We start from the raw sequence: 19,586 nt of genomic DNA, 5'->3' as shown, positions 1-19,586 counted from the left end.
CTGCCTTCGTCGTCCCGGCGCGAGGAGGACGAAACCGCCCGTGAGGAGAAACCGATGACCCAGCGACAGGGGACACGTGGCCCCGGGCTCGCCATGATGCTGTTGTTCTGGGTGCTGTTCATGGGGCTCGGTGGCTGGTGGGCGACGTCCTGGCTGGAGCAGCGCCTGAACCCCAATGCCAACCTGAATCAGGTGGCCGAGGGCGAGCCGTTGAGGCTCAAGCGCGGGCCTGGCGGACACTTCGTTGCGCCCGGCAGTATCAATGGCACGCCGGTGACCTTCCTTGTCGACACCGGCGCTACCCGTGTCGCTCTGCCGGGAGATCTGGCGGCAAGACTGTCGTTGCCGGACCTCGGCAGCGCCTGGTTTCATACCGCCAATGGTCGTGCACAAGGCACCCTGACACGCCTCGACAGCGTTACCCTGGGCGGCCTGTCGGCGACTCGGGTCGATGGCTCCATCAGCCCGGGCATGGAAGGTGAGACGGCGCTGCTGGGCATGAGCTTTCTCGGACGCTTCGACATTGCCATCCGTGGCGATATCCTGGAATTGCAGGCGCGCGGCTCCTCGTCACCGAGAGCCGACGCCGCTCCACACAAGGAGATTCAACCATGACCGCGCTCTCTCGATTGCGGCTGAAGTGGCCCATCCTCCAGGCTCCCATGGCCGGCGCCCAGGACGAGACACTGGCGCTTGCGGTCACCGCAGCCGGAGGTCTGGGAGGCCTGCCTGCCGGCATGCTGGCCCTCGAGGCGCTGGATCAGGCCCTTGCAGCGGTGGAAGGACAAGGCCCGGTCAACGTCAACTTCTTCAGCCATGCGTCGCCCGAGCCTCAACCGAGTCGACTGGAGAAGTGGCGAGCGTTGCTGGCCCCTTACCATGAAGAGTTGGGAATCGCGCCGCCACCTCCAAGTGACACGCCTACTAGACGGCCGTTCGACAGCGATGCCTGTGCCATCGTCGAGCGCCACCGTCCCGCCGTGGTGAGCTTTCATTTCGGTCTACCTGAGGCACAACTGGTCGAGCGGGTGAAGGCCTGCGGTGCGCTGGTGCTGTCTACCGCCACCACGGTGGATGAGGCCCGGTGGCTGGAAGCCCATGGCGCCGACGTGGTGATCGCCCAGGGCCTTGAAGCAGGGGGGCACCGGGGACATTTCTTGAGTGACGACCTGAGTCTTCAGTTGCCGCTGGCGTCATTGCTGCCCCGGGTGGTCGAGGCTATCTCGTTGCCGGTGGTGGCGACCGGAGGGATCGGCGACCCCCTGGGGGTCCGGCAGGCACTGGATCTGGGCGCCCAGGCGGTCCAGATCGGTACCGCACTGCTGTGCTGCCCCGAGGCATCGGTGAGGGCCGTCCACCGCAGGGCGCTGCAGGATGATGAAGCCTCCACCGACATCACCAATGTCTTCTCCGGTCGGCCCGCCCGCGGGATCGTCAATCGTGCCATGCGCGAGCTGGGGCCGCTGTCGGATGAGGTACCCGACTTTCCGCTGGCTGCCAGCGCCCTGTGCGAGCTGCGCGCGGCCCACGAGTCCCGTTGCAGCGGTGACTTTTCTCCGCTGTGGGCGGGCCAGAATCGACGCCACTGTCGTGAGGTACCGGTGGCCGAGCAACTCCAGTGGCTGGCGGGAGAACTCGAGGAGCAATGAGGAGCACGTCTTCCTGTGCGCTCGCAACGCCAACCTGGCGACAAGCGTAGATTGCGGTTCCTGGGGCAGGTCAGGGTCGCGAGGCAGCGCTAACGCTTCGGAAATCACGCGGCGCGTTTGCATAACCTGCGGCTTCGCTCTGGCATAAAAAAGCCGCGGCACTCGGCGATGAGTGGCCGCGGCTTCTGCTGATATCGGTTGATTATTGCTTTACCGATGTATTACCGCCTTGCGGCGGGGCGAAGGACATCGCCGAGCATGCTTTCGGTCTGTCGATCAGCACTCGCCTTCGGCGCACTTCTCGGTCTCGGCCAGGTCCGCGGCGTAGATGATGACGTCACCGTCTGTCTCATTCTTCCACCAGTGCCAGATCTCGTTGAACTCGGCGATGATCGACGGCGCCTTGTGAACGCGCGGCTGCTCATGCTTGGAGTTGTACTCGACGATCTCGCCCTGGAACACGAACAGGATAGCCGGGCGGTTTTCGTGGGAGTGGTAAGGCACGATGCCACCTGGTGCCACGTCGACGCGGCGGAAGCGCAGGTGACGTTGCTCGAGCGGTGCAGCGCCTGCCGGCAGCTTGACGTCCGCAAGGTCGATGTAGGCCAGTGTGGTATCGACCTCGTCAACGGGTTCCATCGGCGGATTTTTCTGATGTTCAAACATGGCGTAATTCCTTCTTGCGCAGCGTTGGGTTTGGTGGGGCGTGTATCACCGTGGTGATCTTCAGGTATCGGGGTAGATGTCTTTGACGGCCAGCACCGCATTGATGGTGACCGGGAAGCCGGCATAGGGCGCCAGCTGCATGAACAGTTCGACCAGCTCGTCACGGGTGAAGCCTAGTGAGCGTGCGATGCCGATATGGATGCGTAGCTGATTCTCGTGGCCTCCACAGGCCAGTGCCGAGAGCGTGGCGCTCTGGCGCAGCTTGGGGTCCAGGCCATCACGACCGTACATTTCGCCAAAGGGGAATTCGGCGACCAGGCGCATCAGGTCGGGGGCGAAGTCACCGAGCTTTTCCTCCAACGCTTGTGCGGCGGCGGGATTGTGCTTACGGAAGAAGGCGAGTCCCTTCTCCATGTTGGGTGAAACGGCGGTGGAACTCATTTTCCAGCATCCTCATGGCGACGATAGTGGTCGGGATAATCGCGTTCCGTGTCGGCCTTTCCGTAATCGGCAGCAGCAGGAAGACAAGCCATTTTTTTGCCGCTACCAATCTCTATATCGTTTGAAACATACGACTGTTTTATCTTGCTGAGTCATCACTTCTTGTCTGACTGATCCGTTTGCTCAGCTTGGTCGGTGCCGGGCCTGCAACCTTACCGGCACCGCTATGCCATAACGCCTATCGGGACCCGTTGCCGATCAGTGGGTGCCCTCGAACATGGCTCTCAGGTCGACGCTGTCCTGCTTGCCGATGTCGTCGTAGTGTTGCTCGATCCAGTCCTGGGCGCGTTTGCGGCCGAGATCTCGCAGATGGCACAGGAAGTCCCACTCGGCGTTGAGCTTCGATGAGGCCCCGAGGGGTTTCAGCAGGTCCTGGCTATCGATGATATGGACCAGCATGTCGCGATAGTTCTTGGGGTCGAGGTGGCCTTCGTGGATCAGTCGCTTGACGAAGGCAAGCGCCCTCAACTCCTTGAGCAGACTGGCGTTGAAGGTGATCTCGTTGGTGCGATTGAGGATCTCCTGGGCGCTGGTCGGCGACCCCTCACGCTCCACCGGATTGACCTGGACGATCAGAATGTCCCGGGACTCGGTGGTGTGATAGAAGGGAAACAGCGGAGGGTTACCGGAATAGCCGCCGTCCCAGTAGGGCACGCCGTCGACTTCGACCGCTTCGAACAGGAAGGGCAGGCAGGCCGACGCCATCACCATGTCGGGGGTGAGTTCGGCGCGATCGAAGATCTTGACGCGCCCGGTCTCGGCGTTGGTCGCGGCCACGAAGACCTTCATCTGGTCGCAGCCACACACATTGTCGAAGTCGACCTGCTCGACGATGATGTCCCGCAGGGGGTTGTACTTCATGGGGTTGAACTGGCTCGGCGAGAAGAATCGCGTCATCAGGTCGAAGTACACGTGGCCCGGCGAGTAGTCGAGGCTCCAGTTTCCGCTAAGACGATCCCAGGGGGTGCGCTGCAGAATGCTGAAGCGCGCCGACTGGGACACGGCACGCCAGAACGTTTCCAGTTTTTCGCGCCCAGCCTCTCGCCCGCCCTGGACCAGACCATCGGCCAGAACGACAGCGTTCATGGCGCCAGCGGAGGTGCCGGAAATGGCCTCGATCTCGATGCATGGGTCGTCGAGCAGGGCATCGAGGACCCCCCAGGTAAAGGCGCCGTGAGCGCCTCCACCCTGAAGTGCCAGACTTATTTTCTTGGGTGGCTTGGCCATCAAGCTCTCCTGTCATCTTGGTGCGGTCGTCCGTGAGGCCGTCTTCCCTTGCCGGGAAAAGTGCGGCAGCAGCGGCGTCGGCGGCAGGTTCGCCGCATGCTTCACCCTGTCGAACGGTGCTTCAGTGTGCTGTCCAGCCGCCATCGACCGGCAGGGCGATTCCCGTCATGGAGGCGGCGCCGTCCGAACACAGGAACAGCGCCGTGGCCGCCAGTTGTTCGGTGGTGACAAATTGGCGGGTCGGCTGGTTGGCGAGCAAGACGTCGCGAATGACCGAGTCCTCGGAGATACCGCGTGCCTTGGCGGTGTCGGGAATCTGCTTCTCGACCAGAGGCGTCAGCACGTATCCCGGGCAGATGGCATTGACGGTGATGCCGTGTTCGGCGACTTCCAGCGCCACGGTCTTGGTCAGTCCCAGAACGCCGTGCTTTGCGGCCACATAGGCCGACTTGAAAGGCGATGCCACCAGAGCATGGGCGGACGCGATGTTGATCACTCGCCCCCAGCCACGTGCCTTCATGCCAGGCAAGGCGGCCTTGGTCAGGTGAAAAGCGGAATTCATGTTGATGGCGATGATCGCGTTCCACTTGTCCTCGGGGAACTCGTCCACCGGTGCCACATGCTGAATACCGGCGTTGTTGACGATGATGTCCACGCTGCCGAATTCTGCCTCGGCCCGCTTGTGCATGGCGCTGATCTCGCCGGGGTCCATCATGTTGGCGTTGTCATAGACGACCTTGACGCCGTGCTTTTCGAGACTGGCGCGGGTGGCCTCCACGTCCGCGGCGGCCTCGATACCGTTGATGACCAGGTTGATGCCCGCCTTGGCGAAGCCTTCGGCGATACCGAGACCGATACCGCTGGTGGAGCCGGTGATGATGGCGGTCTTCTGCTGGGGCATGGATCACTTCCTCTAGAGACGAGATCGCCGGCGCTGGCCGGCAGGAACTTGCAGCGTGTTCATGGCTTGACCGATAGGTCGCTTCACTGGCCTCGCTTCGTCGACGAGCTTTTTCGATGGCTTCATCGTCGGGCTGTATCGACGAGCTTTGTCGATGCCGTCATCGACATCGACCAGCTCCACAGAGCTCGACGTGTTTCACCGAGTCCGATCAGGCGACAGGCCGGCAGCAGGCTCGTTGGTCATGGCCTTGTTCGACAGTGTCACCAGCATAGACTGGCATGCAAGATTCGGCTTTTGCTGAAATGGCTTTATCCACATAATGCTCATCAATGCTTAGCAGCAAAGCCGTTTGCCGCCTGACGAATACCCGGGCGCGCGTCGGTAACTTCCTTGGGAGCGCAGCGAACCACTGGTAAAATGTCTGCATGAATCCCAAGTCGCCCACGCTACCTGCCGACCTGCGCGACGATCCTCTCTACTACCTGCGTCACTTTCAGTTTGTGCTCGACTGGGTGATGGCACGCCACGCCGACCTGCTGGCAGAGCCAGAACAGCGCTTTATCATGGCCTTCGGCGAGCTGCCGGAGGCAGCCCAGGCGTTGCTGGTCCGCATGGTCTCGCGCAAGGGCGAGCTGTTTCGCACAAGTCGCCTGGTCTACACCGAGGTCGATGATCTCGAGCAGGCGCTGAGTCGACTGGCGGCGGCGCAGCTGGTGGAGCTTGATCCCGTGCTGAGTCTCGATGACCTGCTTGCACAGTTGCGCCTGCCCGAGGCTCGACGGGTCTTCGCCGAAACTGTGTCCGCTTGCGGTCTGCCCACCTCGGTCTCCAAGTCGCGTCTGTGCGAGGCGCTGGACGGCCAGTTCACGCCGCGGCGCTGGAGCGTCTGGTGGCCTGAGTCCGACGAGACCCTGGTGCGGGTCTCGGTGATGTCGGAGTGTGATCGACTGCGCCTGATGTTCTTCGGCAATCTGCGCCAGAGCTGGTCCGATTTCGTGATGGCCGAGCTTGGCCATATGCGCTATGAACGGGTGAGTTTCGATCCCGCGTCGCGGGGGTTTCAGCAGCGTCAGGAGGTGGATGCCTATCTCTGCCTGCATCGGCTGCGAGAGCGATTCGACGACGGCGAAGCCGTGGCTGATATCTGGTCGGCAGTACCAAGGTTGCCCGACGACAACCCCTGGCTCGCGGCGCGGCGGTCTCGCCTGCTGCTGCGTCTGGGCCAGCAGGCCCAGCGAGAGGGGCAGGCGGCGCTGGCGCTGGAGATCTTCTCCTTTGCTGGCCCGGGCGAAGCGCGGGTGCGTCGACTGCGCCTGCTGGAGCGAGAGGGCGAGCATTACCAGGCGTTGACGCTGGCGACCCAGGCGCTCGAGGCACCGCTGGACGACGCCGAGCGCCAGGCGCTTGCCCGGCTGGTGCCGCGATTGCAGCGCCGCCTGGGTCTGCCGGTGCTCAAGCCGGCAGCACAGGCGCCGCCGAAGAGCTGGAGCCTGAGCTTGCCGCCACAATCGCTGGCGGCCAGTGGCTCGGTGGAGCTGGCGCTGCGTGATCACCTGGCCCGGGATGAAGCCCCAGCCTTCTACGTCGAGAATCACCTCTTCGCCGGGCTCTTCGGGCTGCTCTGCTGGGACGTCATCTTCGCCCCCTTGCCGGGAGCCTTCTTTCATCCCTTCCATCGCGGGCCGGCGGATCTGTATCGGCCAGACTTCGTATCGCGGCGGCGTGATCGCTTCGATGCCTGCCTGGAGGCGCTGGCGAGCGGCGACTACCGCGAGCGTATCAGGGCCCGCTGGCGCGACAAGCAGGGGCTGGCCAACCCCTTCGTCTACTGGGAAGTGCTCGACGAAGCCTTGCTGGAACTGGCACTTCACTGTATTGCGCCTGAACACCTGGCGGTGCTGTTCGAGCGCCTTCTCGAGGATCTCAAGGCCAACCGATCTGGCTGGCCGGACCTGATCCAGTTCTTTCCCGATGCTGGGCAGGGCCAGCCCCGCTATCGTCTGATCGAGGTCAAGGCGCCAGGTGACCGGCTGCAGGACAACCAGCGACGTTGGCTTGAGCACTTCCAGTGCCACGGCATTCCGGTGTCGGTGTGCCACGTGAGGTGGTCCGATGGCTGAGGGGTTTTCATCGTCTGACGATGCCGAGACAGCTACCTCGGACACGGCCGAGTCGGTCTCTCTCCGCGTCGGCGTGCGCGAACTGTGCGAGTTCACCGGTAGACGCGGTGATCTGGATCACCGCTTCACCCCGGCCCCCAGCTCGCGGGAAGGGATAGAGGGCCATGCCCGCGTCGTGGCCCGACGTGGCGAAGGCTACCGCAGTGAGGTGATGGTGGTCGCCACCCTCGAGGGACTCAAGGTCCAGGGGCGCATCGACGGTGTGGCCGAGAACGGTGGGCGACTCGAAGAGATCAAGACCCACCGGGGACGCCTGGAACGCATGGCCGACAATCAGCGCGCGTTACACTGGGCCCAGGTGCGGGCCTACGGCGCACTTTGGTGCCGCCAGCAGGGGCGCGAGCGGATTACCCTGGCGCTGGTCTATCTGGATCTGGTCAGCGGTCGCGAGACTTGCCTGAGCGTCGAGGCCGAGGCCGCCACGCTGTGGCAGGAGCTTGAGTCGGCCTGTCGCGCCTATCGAGCCTGGGCGCTGGCCGAAGCCTCACATCGCCGGCGGCGAGATGAAGCGCTGGACCGTCTAACGTTTCCCTACCCTGCGTTCAGGCCTGGGCAGCGCGAGATGGCCGAGACCACCTACAAGGCCGTCGCCACTGGCCGGGATCTGCTGATCGAGGCGCCTACAGGCATCGGCAAGACGCTGGGGAGTCTGTTCCCGCTGCTCAAGGCGATGCCCCGCCAGGCGCTGGACCGCGCCGCCTTTCTGACCATGAAGACCACCGGCCGACAGCTGGCGCTGGCGGCACTGGCGCAGCTCGACCCTGGCCCACAGCGCAAGCTGCGCACGCTGGAGCTGATCGCTCGGGACAAGGCCTGCGAGCATCCGCAACTGGCCTGCCACGGAGATAGCTGTCCTCTGGCTGAGGGCTTCTACGACCGACTGCCGGAGGCGAGGCAGGCGGCAGTGGAGCAGGGCTGGCTAGATCGTGACGGGCTCAGGCAGGTGGCGCTTGAGCATCGCGTCTGCCCCTACTACCTGGGCCAGGAGATGGCTCGCTGGTGCGATCTGGTGGTCGGCGACGTCAATCACTATTTCGACTCGAGCGCGCTGTTGCACGGCTTGGCCCAGGCGCGACAGTGGCGCCTGGGTGTGCTGGTGGACGAAGCCCACAACCTGATCGAGCGTGCCCGTGGCATGTACTCGGCGAGCCTCGACCAGCGCCGTCTTGCTCGTTTGCAAAAGGAGGCGCCGGGGGCGCTGCGCCAGCCTCTGGCCAGGGTGATCAAGCAGTGGCAGGCACTGGTGCGTCAGCACGGCGGAGAGGACCCGGGCAGTCGCGAAGCGCCATGCTGGTTTGCCCTCGACGCCTTGCCGGCGGAGTTGATCGGCTCCCTTCAGGGACTCTGTGGTGCCATCGGCGACCACCTGGGCGAGCATCCGGAGGACACCCAGCCGGCGCTGACCGACTGCCTGTTCGAGGCGTTGGCCTTCGTTCGGCTGGCGGAGCGTTTCGGTGATCATTCGCTGTGCGAGCTCACCCGTCACGGGCGCGGGCGGGCACGACTGGCCATCGTCAACCAGGTGCCCGCCGACTTCCTGCGGCCCCGTTTCGCCGCGGCTCACGCAAGCGTGCTGTTTTCCGCGACCCTGGCGCCACCACGCTATCAGATCGACCTGCTGGGGCTAGCCGAGGACACGGTATGGTCCGAGGTCGCGTCGCCTTTTGTCGCCGAGCAGCTCGAGGTGCGGGTGTGCGCGCAGCTGTCTACCCGCTACCGCGATCGGAAGCGATCCCTGCCGGGAATACTCGACGTCATGAGCGAGCAGTACCGTCGACGTCCCGGCCACTATCTGGCGTTCTTCTCGAGCTTCGCCTACCTGGAGCAGGTGCGAGAAGCCCTGGCCGAGGCCCATCCCGACATTCCTCAGCGCACTCAGCGACGCGCCATGAGCGAGGCGGAGCGGGAGGCCTTTCTGGAGGACTTTGTGCCAGGGGGTGAGGGAATCGCCTTCGCGGTACTCGGAGGCGCCTTCGCCGAAGGCGTCGACCTGCCCGGCGAGCGTTTGATCGGTGCCTTTGTCGCCACCTTGGGGCTACCCCCCAGCGATGCCCGCCAGGAGGCGCTGAAGACACGCCTCGAGCAACGCTTCGGTCGCGGTGACGACTACGCCTATCGTATCCCCGGGCTGATCAAGGTGGTCCAGGCGGCCGGGCGGGTCATTCGCGGGCCCCAGGATACCGGCACCCTGGTATTGCTGGACGATCGCTTCGCCAGGCCTGAGGTGCAGGCGAGGCTGCCCCGCTGGTGGGAAACGGCCCGGCGCTGACGTCGTCCCTGTGTCTGACCTGTCGCTGCCCTTGTCCGTTCTCTGCCCTTGCCTGGGCAGACTGGCCGTCGACGTGGCCGGTGAATGGCAGGGCAAGCGACTTCTGGCATGAGGGCCGGAGGTTCTGGCACTAGGGCCGGAGGTCAGGACTCGTTGGCCGAGCGCTTGGTGTCGTCGCCATCCGAGGCTTGGCGCCGGGGGATTTCCTCGACCCGGGTCAGGATGTCCTCGTCGGCCTCGAACAGGGTCTCGAGCTCCTTGGCTGCCTGTCGCACCGTCTGCATCTGCTTCTTCTCGTTGCCGAAGACCTCGAGCTGACGCCGCAGGGTCTCCTCGTCGTGGGGGCGGAAGGTGTCGATGGTGTGCTGGGCCTGGTCGCGGGGCACACCGAGCCCGATCAGCACCTCACGGGTCATTTCCAGGCTCGCCGGCAGCAGCTCACGAAGGATAAAGCCGACCTTGGCACGCATCAGCAGTTGGGCATGGTGACGATCTCGGGCACGTGCATAGATCTTGAGGTGGGGGAAGCGCTTGCTGGCGCGATGGATGATGCGCATCGAGATATCCGGATCGCCGACCGCGACCACCAGCACCTGGGCATGACGCGCGCCGGCGGCATCCAGCAGGTCCAGTCGGGTAGCGTCGCCGTAGTACACCTTGTTGCCGTAGCGACGCACGAAGTCGACGTGGTCGGCATTGATGTCGAGGACGGTGTAGGGGATCTCGAGCCCTTGAAGCGCACGCCCCATGATCTGACCGAAGCGACCGAAGCCGACCAGAATGATGCGTGGGGAATCATCGTCCATGGCATCGAAGTCACGCTTGGGCCGAGGCTTCTTGAACAATGGCCGAACCAGCCGTTCGTGGCCCAGAAACAGGATCGGTGTGGCCGCCATGGACAGCGACACTACCAGCACCAGAACGTGCACGAGGTCCTGCGCCAGCAAGGCGGCGGAACCCGCGGCGGTCAACAGCACGAAGGCGAATTCTCCGCCCTGTGACAACAGCACGCCGAGGGTGATGGTCTCGCGCCAGCCGCAGCGGTAGACCCGAGCGGCGATCATCAAGCTGGCGCCCTTGGCCAGCAGCAGCAGCGCGGTCAGCCCCAGCACCAGCCCAGGGGACTGTGCCAGCAGGCCGACCTTGGCGGTCATGCCCACCGCCATGAAGAATAGCCCCAGCAGCAGACCGCGAAACGGTTCGATGTCGGCCTCGATGCTGTGGCGATACTCGGAATCGGCCAGCAGGATACCGGCGATAAAGGCGCCAAGTGCCATGGACAGCCCGGCGAGCTCCATCAGCAGGGCGGCACCGATCAGTACCAGCAACGACATGCCGGCGAACACTTCGCGGCTGTCGGTGGCTGCGGCCAGGCGGAACAGCGGCGGCAGCAGCTTGCGCCCGCCAAAGATCAGACCGGTGAAGGCGACGACGGCGATGGCGACTTCCTTGAGCACCGCAGTCATGCCGCCGCTGACCAGCGAGTCGGCGGCAAGGATCGGAATCACCGCCAGTACCGGAATGGCCGCCATGTCCTGGAACAGTAGCAGCGCAAAGGCATGGCGTCCGTGGCGGCTGTTGAGTTCCTGGCGCTCGCCCAGCAGGTGTAGTACCAGTGGCGTAGAGCAAAGCCCCAGACTGAAGCCCACCACCGCCGCCGCCACCGGCGGAAGGCCCAGTGCCAGGGCGGTCAGGCCCAGCACCAGGGTAGTGATGGCCACCTGCAAGCTGCCAAAGCCGAACACCGCCTTGCGCATCAGCTTGAGCCGTGCCGGTTTCAGCTCCAGGCCGATGACGAACAGCAGAAAGACGATACCGACCTGCGAAAACTGCAGTACCCCTTCGGCGTCCGGTACCAGGCCGAGGGCCGAGGGACCGATCAGCACGCCGGCGATCAGGTAGCCGAGCACTTCCCCCAGGCCAAGGCGTTTGATGATCGGGACCACCAGCACCGCCGCAGTGAGAAAGATCAAGACGTTGAGAAGCAGCGCGGTGGCCAAGGTCGGGTCTCCAGGGCGGCTCGTGGGTGGGCCCCATAGCATACCTGATGTCACCGGCATGCATGTTATGCCAATAGCAGCGTGGGCGCTGGGGCGGGGCTCTGTTGCAGGAGGGCTCTGTTACAGGGCGTTGATGCAGGGCTCTGAGGCGGAGCTTTGCTGCGGTGTGCTGGTGCCGGGGCTGGTTCGCGGTGCTGGACAGCCCCCGGCGTCACGGCACCTTTAGCGCCGTGGACCGCAGCGGGGGTTTTTGTTCATTCGGACGAGAGGCTGTCCTCACCGAGGGCGACATAGCCTGGCAGCGCCTGGATGCGCTGGATCCAGGCACGAATGCCGGGAAAGGCGCCGAGATCGAAGCCGCCTTCGTGGGCCACATGGGTGTAGGCGTAGAGCGAGATGTCGGCGATGGTGGGGTGCTCGCCCACCAAAAAGGGCGTAGCCTCCAGCTGACGCTCCATGACGCCGAGCGCCTTGTAGCCGCCTTGCTGCTTGGCATCGAATTCGGCCCGCCGGTCCTCCGGCAATCCGAGGTAGAGCGAGATGAAGCGCGCCACGGCGATGTAGGGCTCATGACTGTACTGTTCGAAGTATTGCCACTGCAGCACTTTGGCATGGCGGTAACGATCCTCGGGCAGCCACTCACTGCCGCTGGCCAGGTAGTGGAGGATAGCGTTGGATTCCGCCAGAAAGCGTCCATCATCCAGCTCGAGCAGGGGGATCTTGCCGTTGGGGTTGCGGCCCAGGAAGTCTTCTTCGCGGGTGTCCCCGGCCAGGATGTCGATGCCTATCCACACCATGCGAATGTCCAGCAGCGATGCCAGCAGCTTGATCTTGTAGCAGTTTCCCGAGCGTGTATCGCCGTAGAGATTCATGGAGGTGTCCCCTGGTGCATGGATGAAGAGTCTATGGTGTCACTATTGCGGGAGGCGGGAAGGTCGACAGCGCGATTCGGCACTGAGCGACGCTGCGGGAGTCGCAGTGGCATCTGGCAGCTTCTATCCTGTTCCAGGCGGTCAGGGCCGCCCCGTACCGAAGGGTAGTCTAACCCTTGTAGCATGGAGCTGCGCCCCAGTAGCAAGAGCGGCAAGAGCGGCAATAGTGTCGAGAGCGGCCAAAAGGGCAAGCGCGGCGTGAGCGGCAGGATGGGCAAGAGCGTCGAGCTGGCCCGACTCGAAGTCAAGGATGCCGGAGGTAAGGCGATGGATGACAGGCGTGCCGCAAGGTGGCCAGCACGACTGCTTGGCCTGTTGGTGCTGGCGACAGCGTTGGTTGCACTGGCCGCCGGGGGCTACCTGCTGGCGCTGGGGGGCTCGGCGTACTACGTGCTGGCAGCGGGGGGGCTGGCGCTGACGGGATGCGGCCTGATGGCACGATGGAGCCTCGCCCCGGGGCTTTACGCTTTACTGCTTGGAGCAACCCTTGGCTGGGCGCTGTGGGAAGTGGGGCTGGACGCCTGGCGCCTGCTGCCGCGTCTGGGCCTGCCGGCATTGCTGGGGCTGGTGCTGCTGTTGCCCTGGTTCGCCCGCGGTGCCTACGCCTTCTGCAGGCAGGCGCTGGCATTGATGACGTTCTCTTGCTTGTCCTTGCTGCTGTTACTGGCCTTTCTCCCTGCTGTCGAACCGTCCTTGTCTTCGCGTCCCGAGAGTCCTGGCTCCTCGGTGCCCAAGGCCCCGGCAAACCCCCAGGGTGAGTCCGCCACTGGCCTTGATGCGCTATGGCGTCTCGAGCTGGAGCAGGAGAGGGCGGAGGCAGAGACAGAGACAGAGAACCACTTGGCCACCGCCTTCCCTCTGGTCATCATCGACGACCGACTGATTGTCTGTACCTCGGGCGGCATCGAAGCTCGCATGGTCGCTACCGGCGAGCGTCTTTGGTCACACCCGAACAGCGACGGAAAGGGCAACGAGGACAATATCGAGCCGCTGGGGCCCTGTCGCACGCTTGCCTATCACGATGCCGCTGAGCGAACGCAGGATATGGTCGAGGGCGTCTTTGCGCCTACCCCCGGGGAGGGCGAGCCGGATCCCCTGGAAATGTCGGCGACCCATGAAGGTGCCGGGGAAGAGGGGGTCGCGGAAAGCGATCTGGTCTGTCCGCAGCGGCTGTTCGTTGTCACCCGAGATCGGCGCTTGCTGGCGCTGGATGCCGACACCGGCAGACACTGCGAGAGTTTCGGCACCGACGGCCAGGTCGACCTGGCCGAAGTGGCTGACGTGGCTGACGTGGCTGACGCGGCTGACGCGGCTGACGTAAGTGCCGACACATCCGCCGAGGTGCTGAAGGGAGCCGCCGGCATCCAGGTCATCTCGCGACTGGTACTGCTGACGGGGTTCGGCCCCGAGGTGGTGGCGCTGGACATCGCCACCGGCGATCGCATCTGGCGCTGGCGGCCCGAGACGCCAGGCGCCGACAACCTTCGCATCGTCGCCGTCGATGAGGCCCAGGGCCTGCTGATGGTGGCTGCCCCTGCTGACCCTGCTGACCCTGCTGCCTCTGGGGCCGAGCGCCGCCCGGACAACGTCCGAGATGAGAGTGAGCAGGGTTCGGGAGGCCGGGTGACGGCGCTGGAGGTGACCACCGGCGAACCGCTATGGACGCGAGCGCTGGATCTTGCCCCCACGCCCGGCGAGGGGGCGATGCCTGTCGATGCGGCGATTACAGCGTCGACGGCAGCAAAGGACGTTGTCATGGTCAGCCTGGACGATAGACCCCAGGCCGCGGTGGTGGCGACGAGCGAGGGCCGGCTGTTGATGTTGGACATGCCCAGCGGGGAGACCCTGGCGTCGCTCGACCTGAGGCCACCACCGCCACTGTCGGCAGAGACCTGGCGAACCCCGCCCTCTGACCCGAAGGCACTGCGCGAACGCGACATGTGGGGACTTTCGCCGATGGATCAACTGCTTTGCCGTATTCGTCTGCGGGCCAGGGACAGCGCTGGGCCAGTCACCTTGCCGGCGTCGCTGGAGCGGCTGATCCGACCGACGCTACCCTTGGCGTCACCCCGTGTGGCGCTGAGGCTCGGCCCGGATGGGCAAGCGCTCTACGCCAGCGTCGGCTCCCGTGGTGCCGACCCTCGTCATCCCTGGCTATCCTGCCGTACGCCTCCCTGGGGGGAGCTGGTCAAGGTCGAGTTGTCCGCGCTTTACGCTCTGCACGGCAGTGATGGTAGTGATGGTAGCGATAGATCGGCGATCGTCTGGCGTCGCACCGTCGGTGACCTCGACGTCGAACTGCCCCAGGAGTTGCGCTTGCCGTTCGAGCTTTCTTTGCCTGTCGGAACGGCGAACCTGTCCACGCCGATGATGCTCGCGGGTAGTTCCGGCGACGCAGCGGTGGTTGTCGCGGACCAGACAAGGTCAGTCGCGCTCTACGCCTTCGCTCTGGATGATGGTCGGGCATTGTGGCGCCAGCGAATGGTCGAGGGGGCGCGGGGTACAAGCCAACTCACTCACCAGGGCAGGAGCGAGGCGAACGTGGTGGCGCTTGTCCTGCCGCAAGGTGCAGCGCCTTCAGACCAGGCCGCCGAACTGGTGGTGTACGCAGCGCCCGAGGCTTTGCCCCAAGGGGGTGGCACGAAGTGAGCGAGGGCGGGCGTCGGTCCCGCCGCGCCCGGCCATGGCTATGCTGAAAAACAACATTGCAGGTTACGCAGGGGGCACCCATGAGAACCATGTTGATTGTCGTCGTCGGGGTGGTCGTGGTCCTGGTGTTGCTGTGGCGCTGTCCCAAGCCGCGACAGCACACCGCCATGTGGATATTCAGCCTCGCCTGGCTGGCGATATGCGCCTGGAACCTGAGCGTCGGGCTGTCGCACGGCTACGCCCTGGGCGAAGAGTTGCTGGTCCATGCGCTGCTTTACGGGGTACCCGTGGGGCTTGGCTGGTGGCGGGTGTGCAGGGAGCCGTCCTCGATCTGACTGGTGCAGGACAGAGGCTGGCGCTCTGTTCAGTCGCCGGGCGCCTTTTGTTTATAGTGGCCGGGGATCTTGACGCGCTCGCCATTGGGCAGCGTCTTTACGTGGGTGGGAACGTAGACTCGCTTGATGACACTCTTGGATGTCGCCATGACGGACCTCCTGCATGTTCCATGGAGAGGACCTCCGATAGTCCTCATCACTACCAGAGCCTGATGAGGTTGTAAATGAGAGCATATATCTTTTGTCATCAAATCACATTTGACCTGCATCAAGGGAAGCGACCATTGCCTGCGCAGCGAGTGCGTGGCTAGACCGATGAGCGCCCACGCCCCCCTGATCGAACATCGACACTATCCAGACCGAGTGTTGAGTGACCGCCACGACTTTCAGCAGCTGTTGCTGGGCCGCGGCGGCATGGTGGAACTGGAGGTTGGCGGACGTGGTCTGCGCGTAGGGCCGGGCGTATTGGCCCCGGTCCCCAGCGGCGAGACCCACCACTATCTCGCGCCGGGGGCCAACGACATTCTGGTGCTCGACCTGCCGGTGGCCTGGTGCCAGGCCCTGGGGGTGGAGGGGATCTTCGAAAACGAGCGAGCGAGGGGCTATCGCGCGCCGGCGAGCCTGGTCGAGGCCGCGCCCGCCCCGGGCGCCGGCGTCGAGGCGCTGGCCCGGTGGCTTTCCCGCCTGCAGCACGCGCTGGATGAAGGGCGCGGCAGGCCGCTCCCGGCGCCGCGTCTGCGTCTGCTCGAGCTGCTGCCAAGGCTACGCGGCGAGCTGGCCCACCCCTGGCGCGTCAAGGAGATGGCGGCGCTGTGCCACCTGTCCGAGGCGGTCTTCGCCCGTCAGTTTCGTGAGCTGCTCGGAGTGCCGCCGGCGGTCTGGCTGCGTCGTGAGCGGCTGGCCCTGGCGCGACAGTTGCTGGTCGCCCGGACTCGTTCCGGCTCGGCCATGGCCCTCAGCGAGGTCGCGCTGGTCTGCGGGTTCCACGACGCCGCCCACTTTTCCCGCGTCTTCCGCGAGGCCCATGACGTTTCTCCCGGCGCCTGGCGGCGTCAAGCCGCAACCGCCACGCACAACAGGTCAGAATCGTACAAGACCTAGTGTGGGCGGCTGGCCCACACTCGAGACCTCGGTGCTCTGGAGGTCTTTATGCGCTCTTCCTCTTCTTCATCTTCTTCCTCTGCCCAGGCGGGGGCATCCTCCGATGCGGTCGACATCTCGCGTAGGCGCGCCACCTGGATCGGTGCCACCACGGTGCTCAATTGGGCCATGCTGGCCCTCTTTACCCAGTTGTCGGGGCCCGTGCCACCGTTTCTGCTCACCGCCCTGGCGTTCGGCGTAGCCTTTGTGTGCTTTGTGGTCTATCAGTGCCTTCGCGGCGAGGCGGTGCTGGCGCCGATGCGCCAGCCGCCACTTGTCTGGGCGCTGGGCGTCGGCGGGCTGTTCGGCTACCACGCCCTCTACTTTATCGCCCAGCAGAACGCGCCGCCGGCCAACGCCGGCCTGATCAGCTATCTTTGGCCGCTGTTGATCGTGCTGTTTGTCGCTCTGCTACCCGGCGAGCGCCTGCGCGGGTTTCACGTGGTCGGCAGCCTGCTCGGTTTCGGCGGGGCGGTGCTGTTGATCGGCGGAGACGTCGACGCCGGCGGTAGCCTCCTGGGCTACGCCGCCGCCTTCGCCTGTGCCTTCGTCTGGAGTGGCTATTCGGTGCTGTCCCGGGCCACCCGCACGGTACCCACCGCCGCGGTGGGGGGCTTCTGTCTGGTCACCGCGATACTGGCGGCAGCGTGTCATCTGGCCTTCGAACCCGGCCGCTGGCCCCAGGGCAGCGACTGGTTCGGTGTCATCGCTCTCGGCCTGGGACCGGTGGGCAGCGCCTTTTTTACCTGGGATATCGGGGTCAAGCAGGGGGACCTGCGGCTGCTGGGTCTGCTGGCCTACTTCACGCCGCTGCTGTCGACCCTGGTGCTGGTGGTGACCGGCTTCGCCGCGCCTACCCTGTGGCTTGCCGGGGCGGCGGTGCTAATCACCCTTGGGATGCTGATCGGCAGCGGCTGGATTGGGCGTAGAAGGTCGTCCCGGGCGTCGGACTGATACCCAGCCGGGCGACTGTATCCTTGGGACAATAGGGAGCCTCAAGCGCGTCTTTCAAACTGGCCTCGGCGTTCGACAATAACGTCGGTCTTCAAGGAGGACGCCAGTCATGAAAGAACACGATTTCGAACTACGTTTTCGACTGCCCCGAGGGGTGAACCCCGAGGATCTCGCCGAGCGGCTGTGTGACGACGGCTGCCGCGACGCCCTGGTCGGCAGGGCCCACGATGATGAAATCGCGCTGCAGTTCTGCCGCGCGGCGGCCTGCTCCGGCGAGGCCATGCGCAGTGCGCTGCAGGATGTGATCAGGGTGGAGCCCAAGGCGAGGTTGCTGGTCAGCCGCTAGGGCTTGCCTGAAGACGCCGACGACGCCGGCAGAGCGCTCGATACACGCAAGGCCCGGTGACGGGCCTTGCGCATTTTTATGCCAGTGAGGCCGTCGTCAATGACTCCTGACGCGATGGCGCGACAAGCGGGTAAAGCAGATCGGTGGGGTACTGGCCGTGCTCATGCGGTCGGTATCGGGCTGCGCCCGCCAGCCGCGATATAGCGCCCAGCGCTTCAAGGCGTCCAGGTTGAGGTGCGGGTGGTGCTCGTCGCGGGGATCGTACTCGGGGGAAGGAAAGGCGTGGGCCAGGTGGTCGTAGCGGGCCAGGGCGCGTTCGCCGCCGTGGGCGGCCAGAGCCCGGTCCAGGGCGGACTGCCAGGCGCGGGTGTCATGCTGCTGGGGTCTTCCATTGGAAACAGCCATGCTGTTGCCCTCCTGAAATCACGTCAGAACATTGGTGGTGTCGCCATTCCCTGGTGGGGTTGTCGGTGGAGTGAAGGAAAGACGCCCGAGCCGTCAGGCCCGGGCGTCGTCTCGATCAATCCCAGCTCAGCGCGCCGCCGACCTGATACTCGGTGACGCGGGTCTCGAAGAAGTTCTTCTCCTTGCGCAGATCGATGATTTCGCTCATCCACGGGAAGGGGTTCTGGGCACCCGGGAACTGCTCCTTCAGGCCGATCTGGGCCAGGCGACGGTTGCAGATGAAGTGCAGGTACTCCTCCATGATCGCCGCGTTCATGCCCAGCACGCCGCGGGGCATGGTGTCGCGGGCGTAGCTGATCTCGAGCTCGGTGCCCTCGAGGATCATCTGGGTGACCTCGTCCTGGAACTCCGGGGTCCACAGGTTCGGGTTCTCGATCTTGATCTGGTTGATCATGTCGACACCGAAGTTCAGGTGCATCGACTCGTCGCGCAGGATGTACTGGAACTGCTCGGCCACGCCGGTCATCTTGTTGCGCCGGCCCATGGACAGGATCTGGCTGAAACCGCAGTAGAAGAAGATGCCTTCGGTGACACAGTAGAAGGCGATCAGGTTACGCAGCAGCTCCTGGTCGGTCTCGACGGTGCCGGTCTGGAAGTCAGGACGGGCCAGCGACTGGGTGTGCTTGAGGCTCCAGGCGGACTTGGCGGCGACCGACGGGACCTCGCGGTACATGTTGAAGACTTCGCCCTCATCCATGCCCAGCGACTCCACGCAGTACTGGTAGGCGTGGGTGTGGATCGCTTCCTCGAAGGCCTGGCGCAGCAGGTACTGGCGGCACTCCGGGTTGGTGATCAGGCGATACAGCGCCAGCACCAGGTTGTTGGCGACCAGCGAGTCGGCGGTGGAGAAGTAGCCCAGTGAACGTTCGACGATGCGGCGCTCGTCGGCGGTCAGGCCGTCGTTGCTCTTCCACAGCGCGATGTCCGCGTTCATGTTCACTTCCTGGGGCATCCAGTGGTTGGCACTGCCGTCCAGGTACTTCTGCCAGGCCCACTCGTACTTGAACGGCACCAGCTGGTTCAGGTCCGCACGGGCGTTGATCATCTTCTTGTCGTCGACCTCGATCCGGGCGGCGCCCATCTCGAGTTCCTCGAGGCCGGCGGCCACGTCGAGTTCTTCCAGCGACTTGCGTGCCCGGGCCATGCGGTCCTGGTCGGCAGCCTGGTAGTTGCCGGCGCTTTCGCGCACCTCATCCGTTGCCTCGGCAGCCGGAGCCGGGGTCGGCTCGGGGGCCTTCTTCGGCTCAGGCACTTCTGCGGTGGCGGTGTCGTCCTCGTGGAACTCGTCCCAGTTCAGCATTGTTGCGGTCTCCCGATCATCTGATCGGCCGACGCGCCTGGCGTCGGCGTGGGGTTGTCTGGTGGCCCC

General features: G+C 64.8%; 17 protein-coding genes. 9 read left to right on the top strand and 8 right to left on the bottom strand.

The features are described 5' to 3' along the window. Nucleotides 1–54 precede the first annotated feature (54 nt). Together NFG57_RS17540 and NFG57_RS17535 are read left to right on the top strand one after the other, a co-directional pair. The gene (locus NFG57_RS17540) at nt 55–615 is read left to right on the top strand and encodes a retropepsin-like aspartic protease (protein ID WP_108132253.1); all 561 of its coding nucleotides are present in this window, start codon (nt 55–57) and stop codon (nt 613–615) included. Beyond that, entirely contained in the window at nt 612–1,649 is a 1,038-nt protein-coding gene (locus NFG57_RS17535; protein ID WP_348814868.1) for a nitronate monooxygenase, read from the top strand. Before NFG57_RS17540 ends, NFG57_RS17535 begins: the two co-directional genes overlap by 4 nt. Before the next feature lie 276 nt (nt 1,650–1,925). Here NFG57_RS17535 and NFG57_RS17530 read toward each other — a convergent pair whose 3' ends face one another. The 4 genes from NFG57_RS17530 to NFG57_RS17515 all read right to left on the bottom strand — a co-directional run bounded on the left by NFG57_RS17530 (nt 1,926) and on the right by NFG57_RS17515 (nt 4,944). Further along, nucleotides 1,926–2,315, bottom strand: a complete 390-nt coding sequence (locus NFG57_RS17530) for a cupin domain-containing protein (RefSeq protein WP_052704216.1) — start codon at nt 2,313–2,315, stop codon at nt 1,926–1,928. A 60-nt stretch (nt 2,316–2,375) separates the two neighbouring features. Continuing rightward, complete coding sequence (locus tag NFG57_RS17525) at nt 2,376–2,756, bottom strand: carboxymuconolactone decarboxylase family protein (protein ID WP_052704215.1); 381 nt, start codon at nt 2,754–2,756, stop codon at nt 2,376–2,378. Between the two features lie 258 nt (nt 2,757–3,014). Beyond that, nucleotides 3,015–4,043 carry a patatin-like phospholipase family protein gene (locus NFG57_RS17520; RefSeq protein ID WP_045991237.1) on the bottom strand — a complete coding sequence of 343 codons (1,029 nt, stop codon included), beginning with the start codon at nt 4,041–4,043 and terminating at the stop codon, nt 3,015–3,017. Between the two features lie 121 nt (nt 4,044–4,164). After that, nucleotides 4,165–4,944: a 3-hydroxybutyrate dehydrogenase gene (locus NFG57_RS17515; RefSeq protein WP_045991236.1), complete on the bottom strand. Its 780-nt coding sequence runs from the start codon at nt 4,942–4,944 to the stop codon at nt 4,165–4,167. Between the two features lie 428 nt (nt 4,945–5,372). Between NFG57_RS17515 and NFG57_RS17510 the strand changes: the two genes are divergently transcribed. Beyond that, nucleotides 5,373–7,067: a VRR-NUC domain-containing protein gene (locus tag NFG57_RS17510; protein WP_348814867.1), complete on the top strand. Its 1,695-nt coding sequence runs from the start codon at nt 5,373–5,375 to the stop codon at nt 7,065–7,067. Beyond that, nucleotides 7,060–9,396 (top strand): ATP-dependent DNA helicase, encoded by a 2,337-nt coding sequence (locus tag NFG57_RS17505; RefSeq protein WP_348814866.1) that lies wholly within the window; start codon nt 7,060–7,062, stop codon nt 9,394–9,396. Before NFG57_RS17510 ends, NFG57_RS17505 begins: the two co-directional genes overlap by 8 nt. 143 nt (nt 9,397–9,539) lie before the next feature. Here the strand turns inward: NFG57_RS17505 and NFG57_RS17500 are convergent, their stop codons facing one another. Both NFG57_RS17500 and NFG57_RS17495 read right to left on the bottom strand, forming a co-directional pair. Continuing rightward, on the bottom strand, nt 9,540–11,396 hold the full coding sequence (locus NFG57_RS17500; protein WP_348814865.1) for a monovalent cation:proton antiporter-2 (CPA2) family protein: 1,857 nt from the start codon (nt 11,394–11,396) through the stop codon (nt 9,540–9,542). A 254-nt stretch (nt 11,397–11,650) separates the two neighbouring features. Then, nucleotides 11,651–12,268, bottom strand: a complete 618-nt coding sequence (locus NFG57_RS17495) for a glutathione S-transferase family protein (protein WP_108132258.1) — start codon at nt 12,266–12,268, stop codon at nt 11,651–11,653. 327 nt (nt 12,269–12,595) lie between these two features. Between NFG57_RS17495 and NFG57_RS17490 the strand changes: the two genes are divergently transcribed. The 5 genes from NFG57_RS17490 (at nt 12,596) to NFG57_RS17470 (ending at nt 17,752) form a co-directional block, all read left to right on the top strand. Continuing rightward, nucleotides 12,596–14,977 carry a PQQ-binding-like beta-propeller repeat protein gene (locus NFG57_RS17490; protein WP_348814864.1) on the top strand — a complete coding sequence of 794 codons (2,382 nt, stop codon included), beginning with the start codon at nt 12,596–12,598 and terminating at the stop codon, nt 14,975–14,977. 80 nt (nt 14,978–15,057) lie between these two features. Beyond that, nucleotides 15,058–15,312 (top strand): hypothetical protein, encoded by a 255-nt coding sequence (locus NFG57_RS17485; RefSeq protein WP_045991231.1) that lies wholly within the window; start codon nt 15,058–15,060, stop codon nt 15,310–15,312. Between the two features lie 315 nt (nt 15,313–15,627). Then, nucleotides 15,628–16,413, top strand: coding sequence for an AraC family transcriptional regulator (locus tag NFG57_RS17480; RefSeq protein WP_348814863.1), 786 nt, complete (start codon nt 15,628–15,630; stop codon nt 16,411–16,413). A 48-nt stretch (nt 16,414–16,461) separates the two neighbouring features. After that, a complete protein-coding gene (locus tag NFG57_RS17475) occupies nt 16,462–17,406 on the top strand; it encodes an EamA family transporter (RefSeq protein WP_348814862.1) in 945 nt (314 codons plus the stop codon). A 109-nt stretch (nt 17,407–17,515) separates the two neighbouring features. After that, nucleotides 17,516–17,752 carry a hypothetical protein gene (locus tag NFG57_RS17470; RefSeq protein WP_045991287.1) on the top strand — a complete coding sequence of 79 codons (237 nt, stop codon included), beginning with the start codon at nt 17,516–17,518 and terminating at the stop codon, nt 17,750–17,752. 96 nt (nt 17,753–17,848) lie between these two features. Here the strand turns inward: NFG57_RS17470 and NFG57_RS17465 are convergent, their stop codons facing one another. Beyond that, nucleotides 17,849–18,157, bottom strand: coding sequence for a hypothetical protein (locus tag NFG57_RS17465; protein ID WP_045991229.1), 309 nt, complete (start codon nt 18,155–18,157; stop codon nt 17,849–17,851). A 115-nt stretch (nt 18,158–18,272) separates the two neighbouring features. Continuing rightward, a complete protein-coding gene (locus NFG57_RS17460; protein WP_124803534.1) occupies nt 18,273–19,517 on the bottom strand; it encodes a ribonucleotide-diphosphate reductase subunit beta in 1,245 nt (414 codons plus the stop codon). Nucleotides 19,518–19,586: the final 69 nt, after the last annotated feature.

It is taken from the genome of Halomonas sp. H10-59 (assembly GCF_040070555.1).
GTDB classification, from domain to species: domain Bacteria; phylum Pseudomonadota; class Gammaproteobacteria; order Pseudomonadales; family Halomonadaceae; genus Halomonas; species Halomonas litopenaei.
The sequence above is the reverse complement of the archived record's forward strand: the minus strand, read 5'-3'. Positions and strand labels throughout refer to the sequence as shown.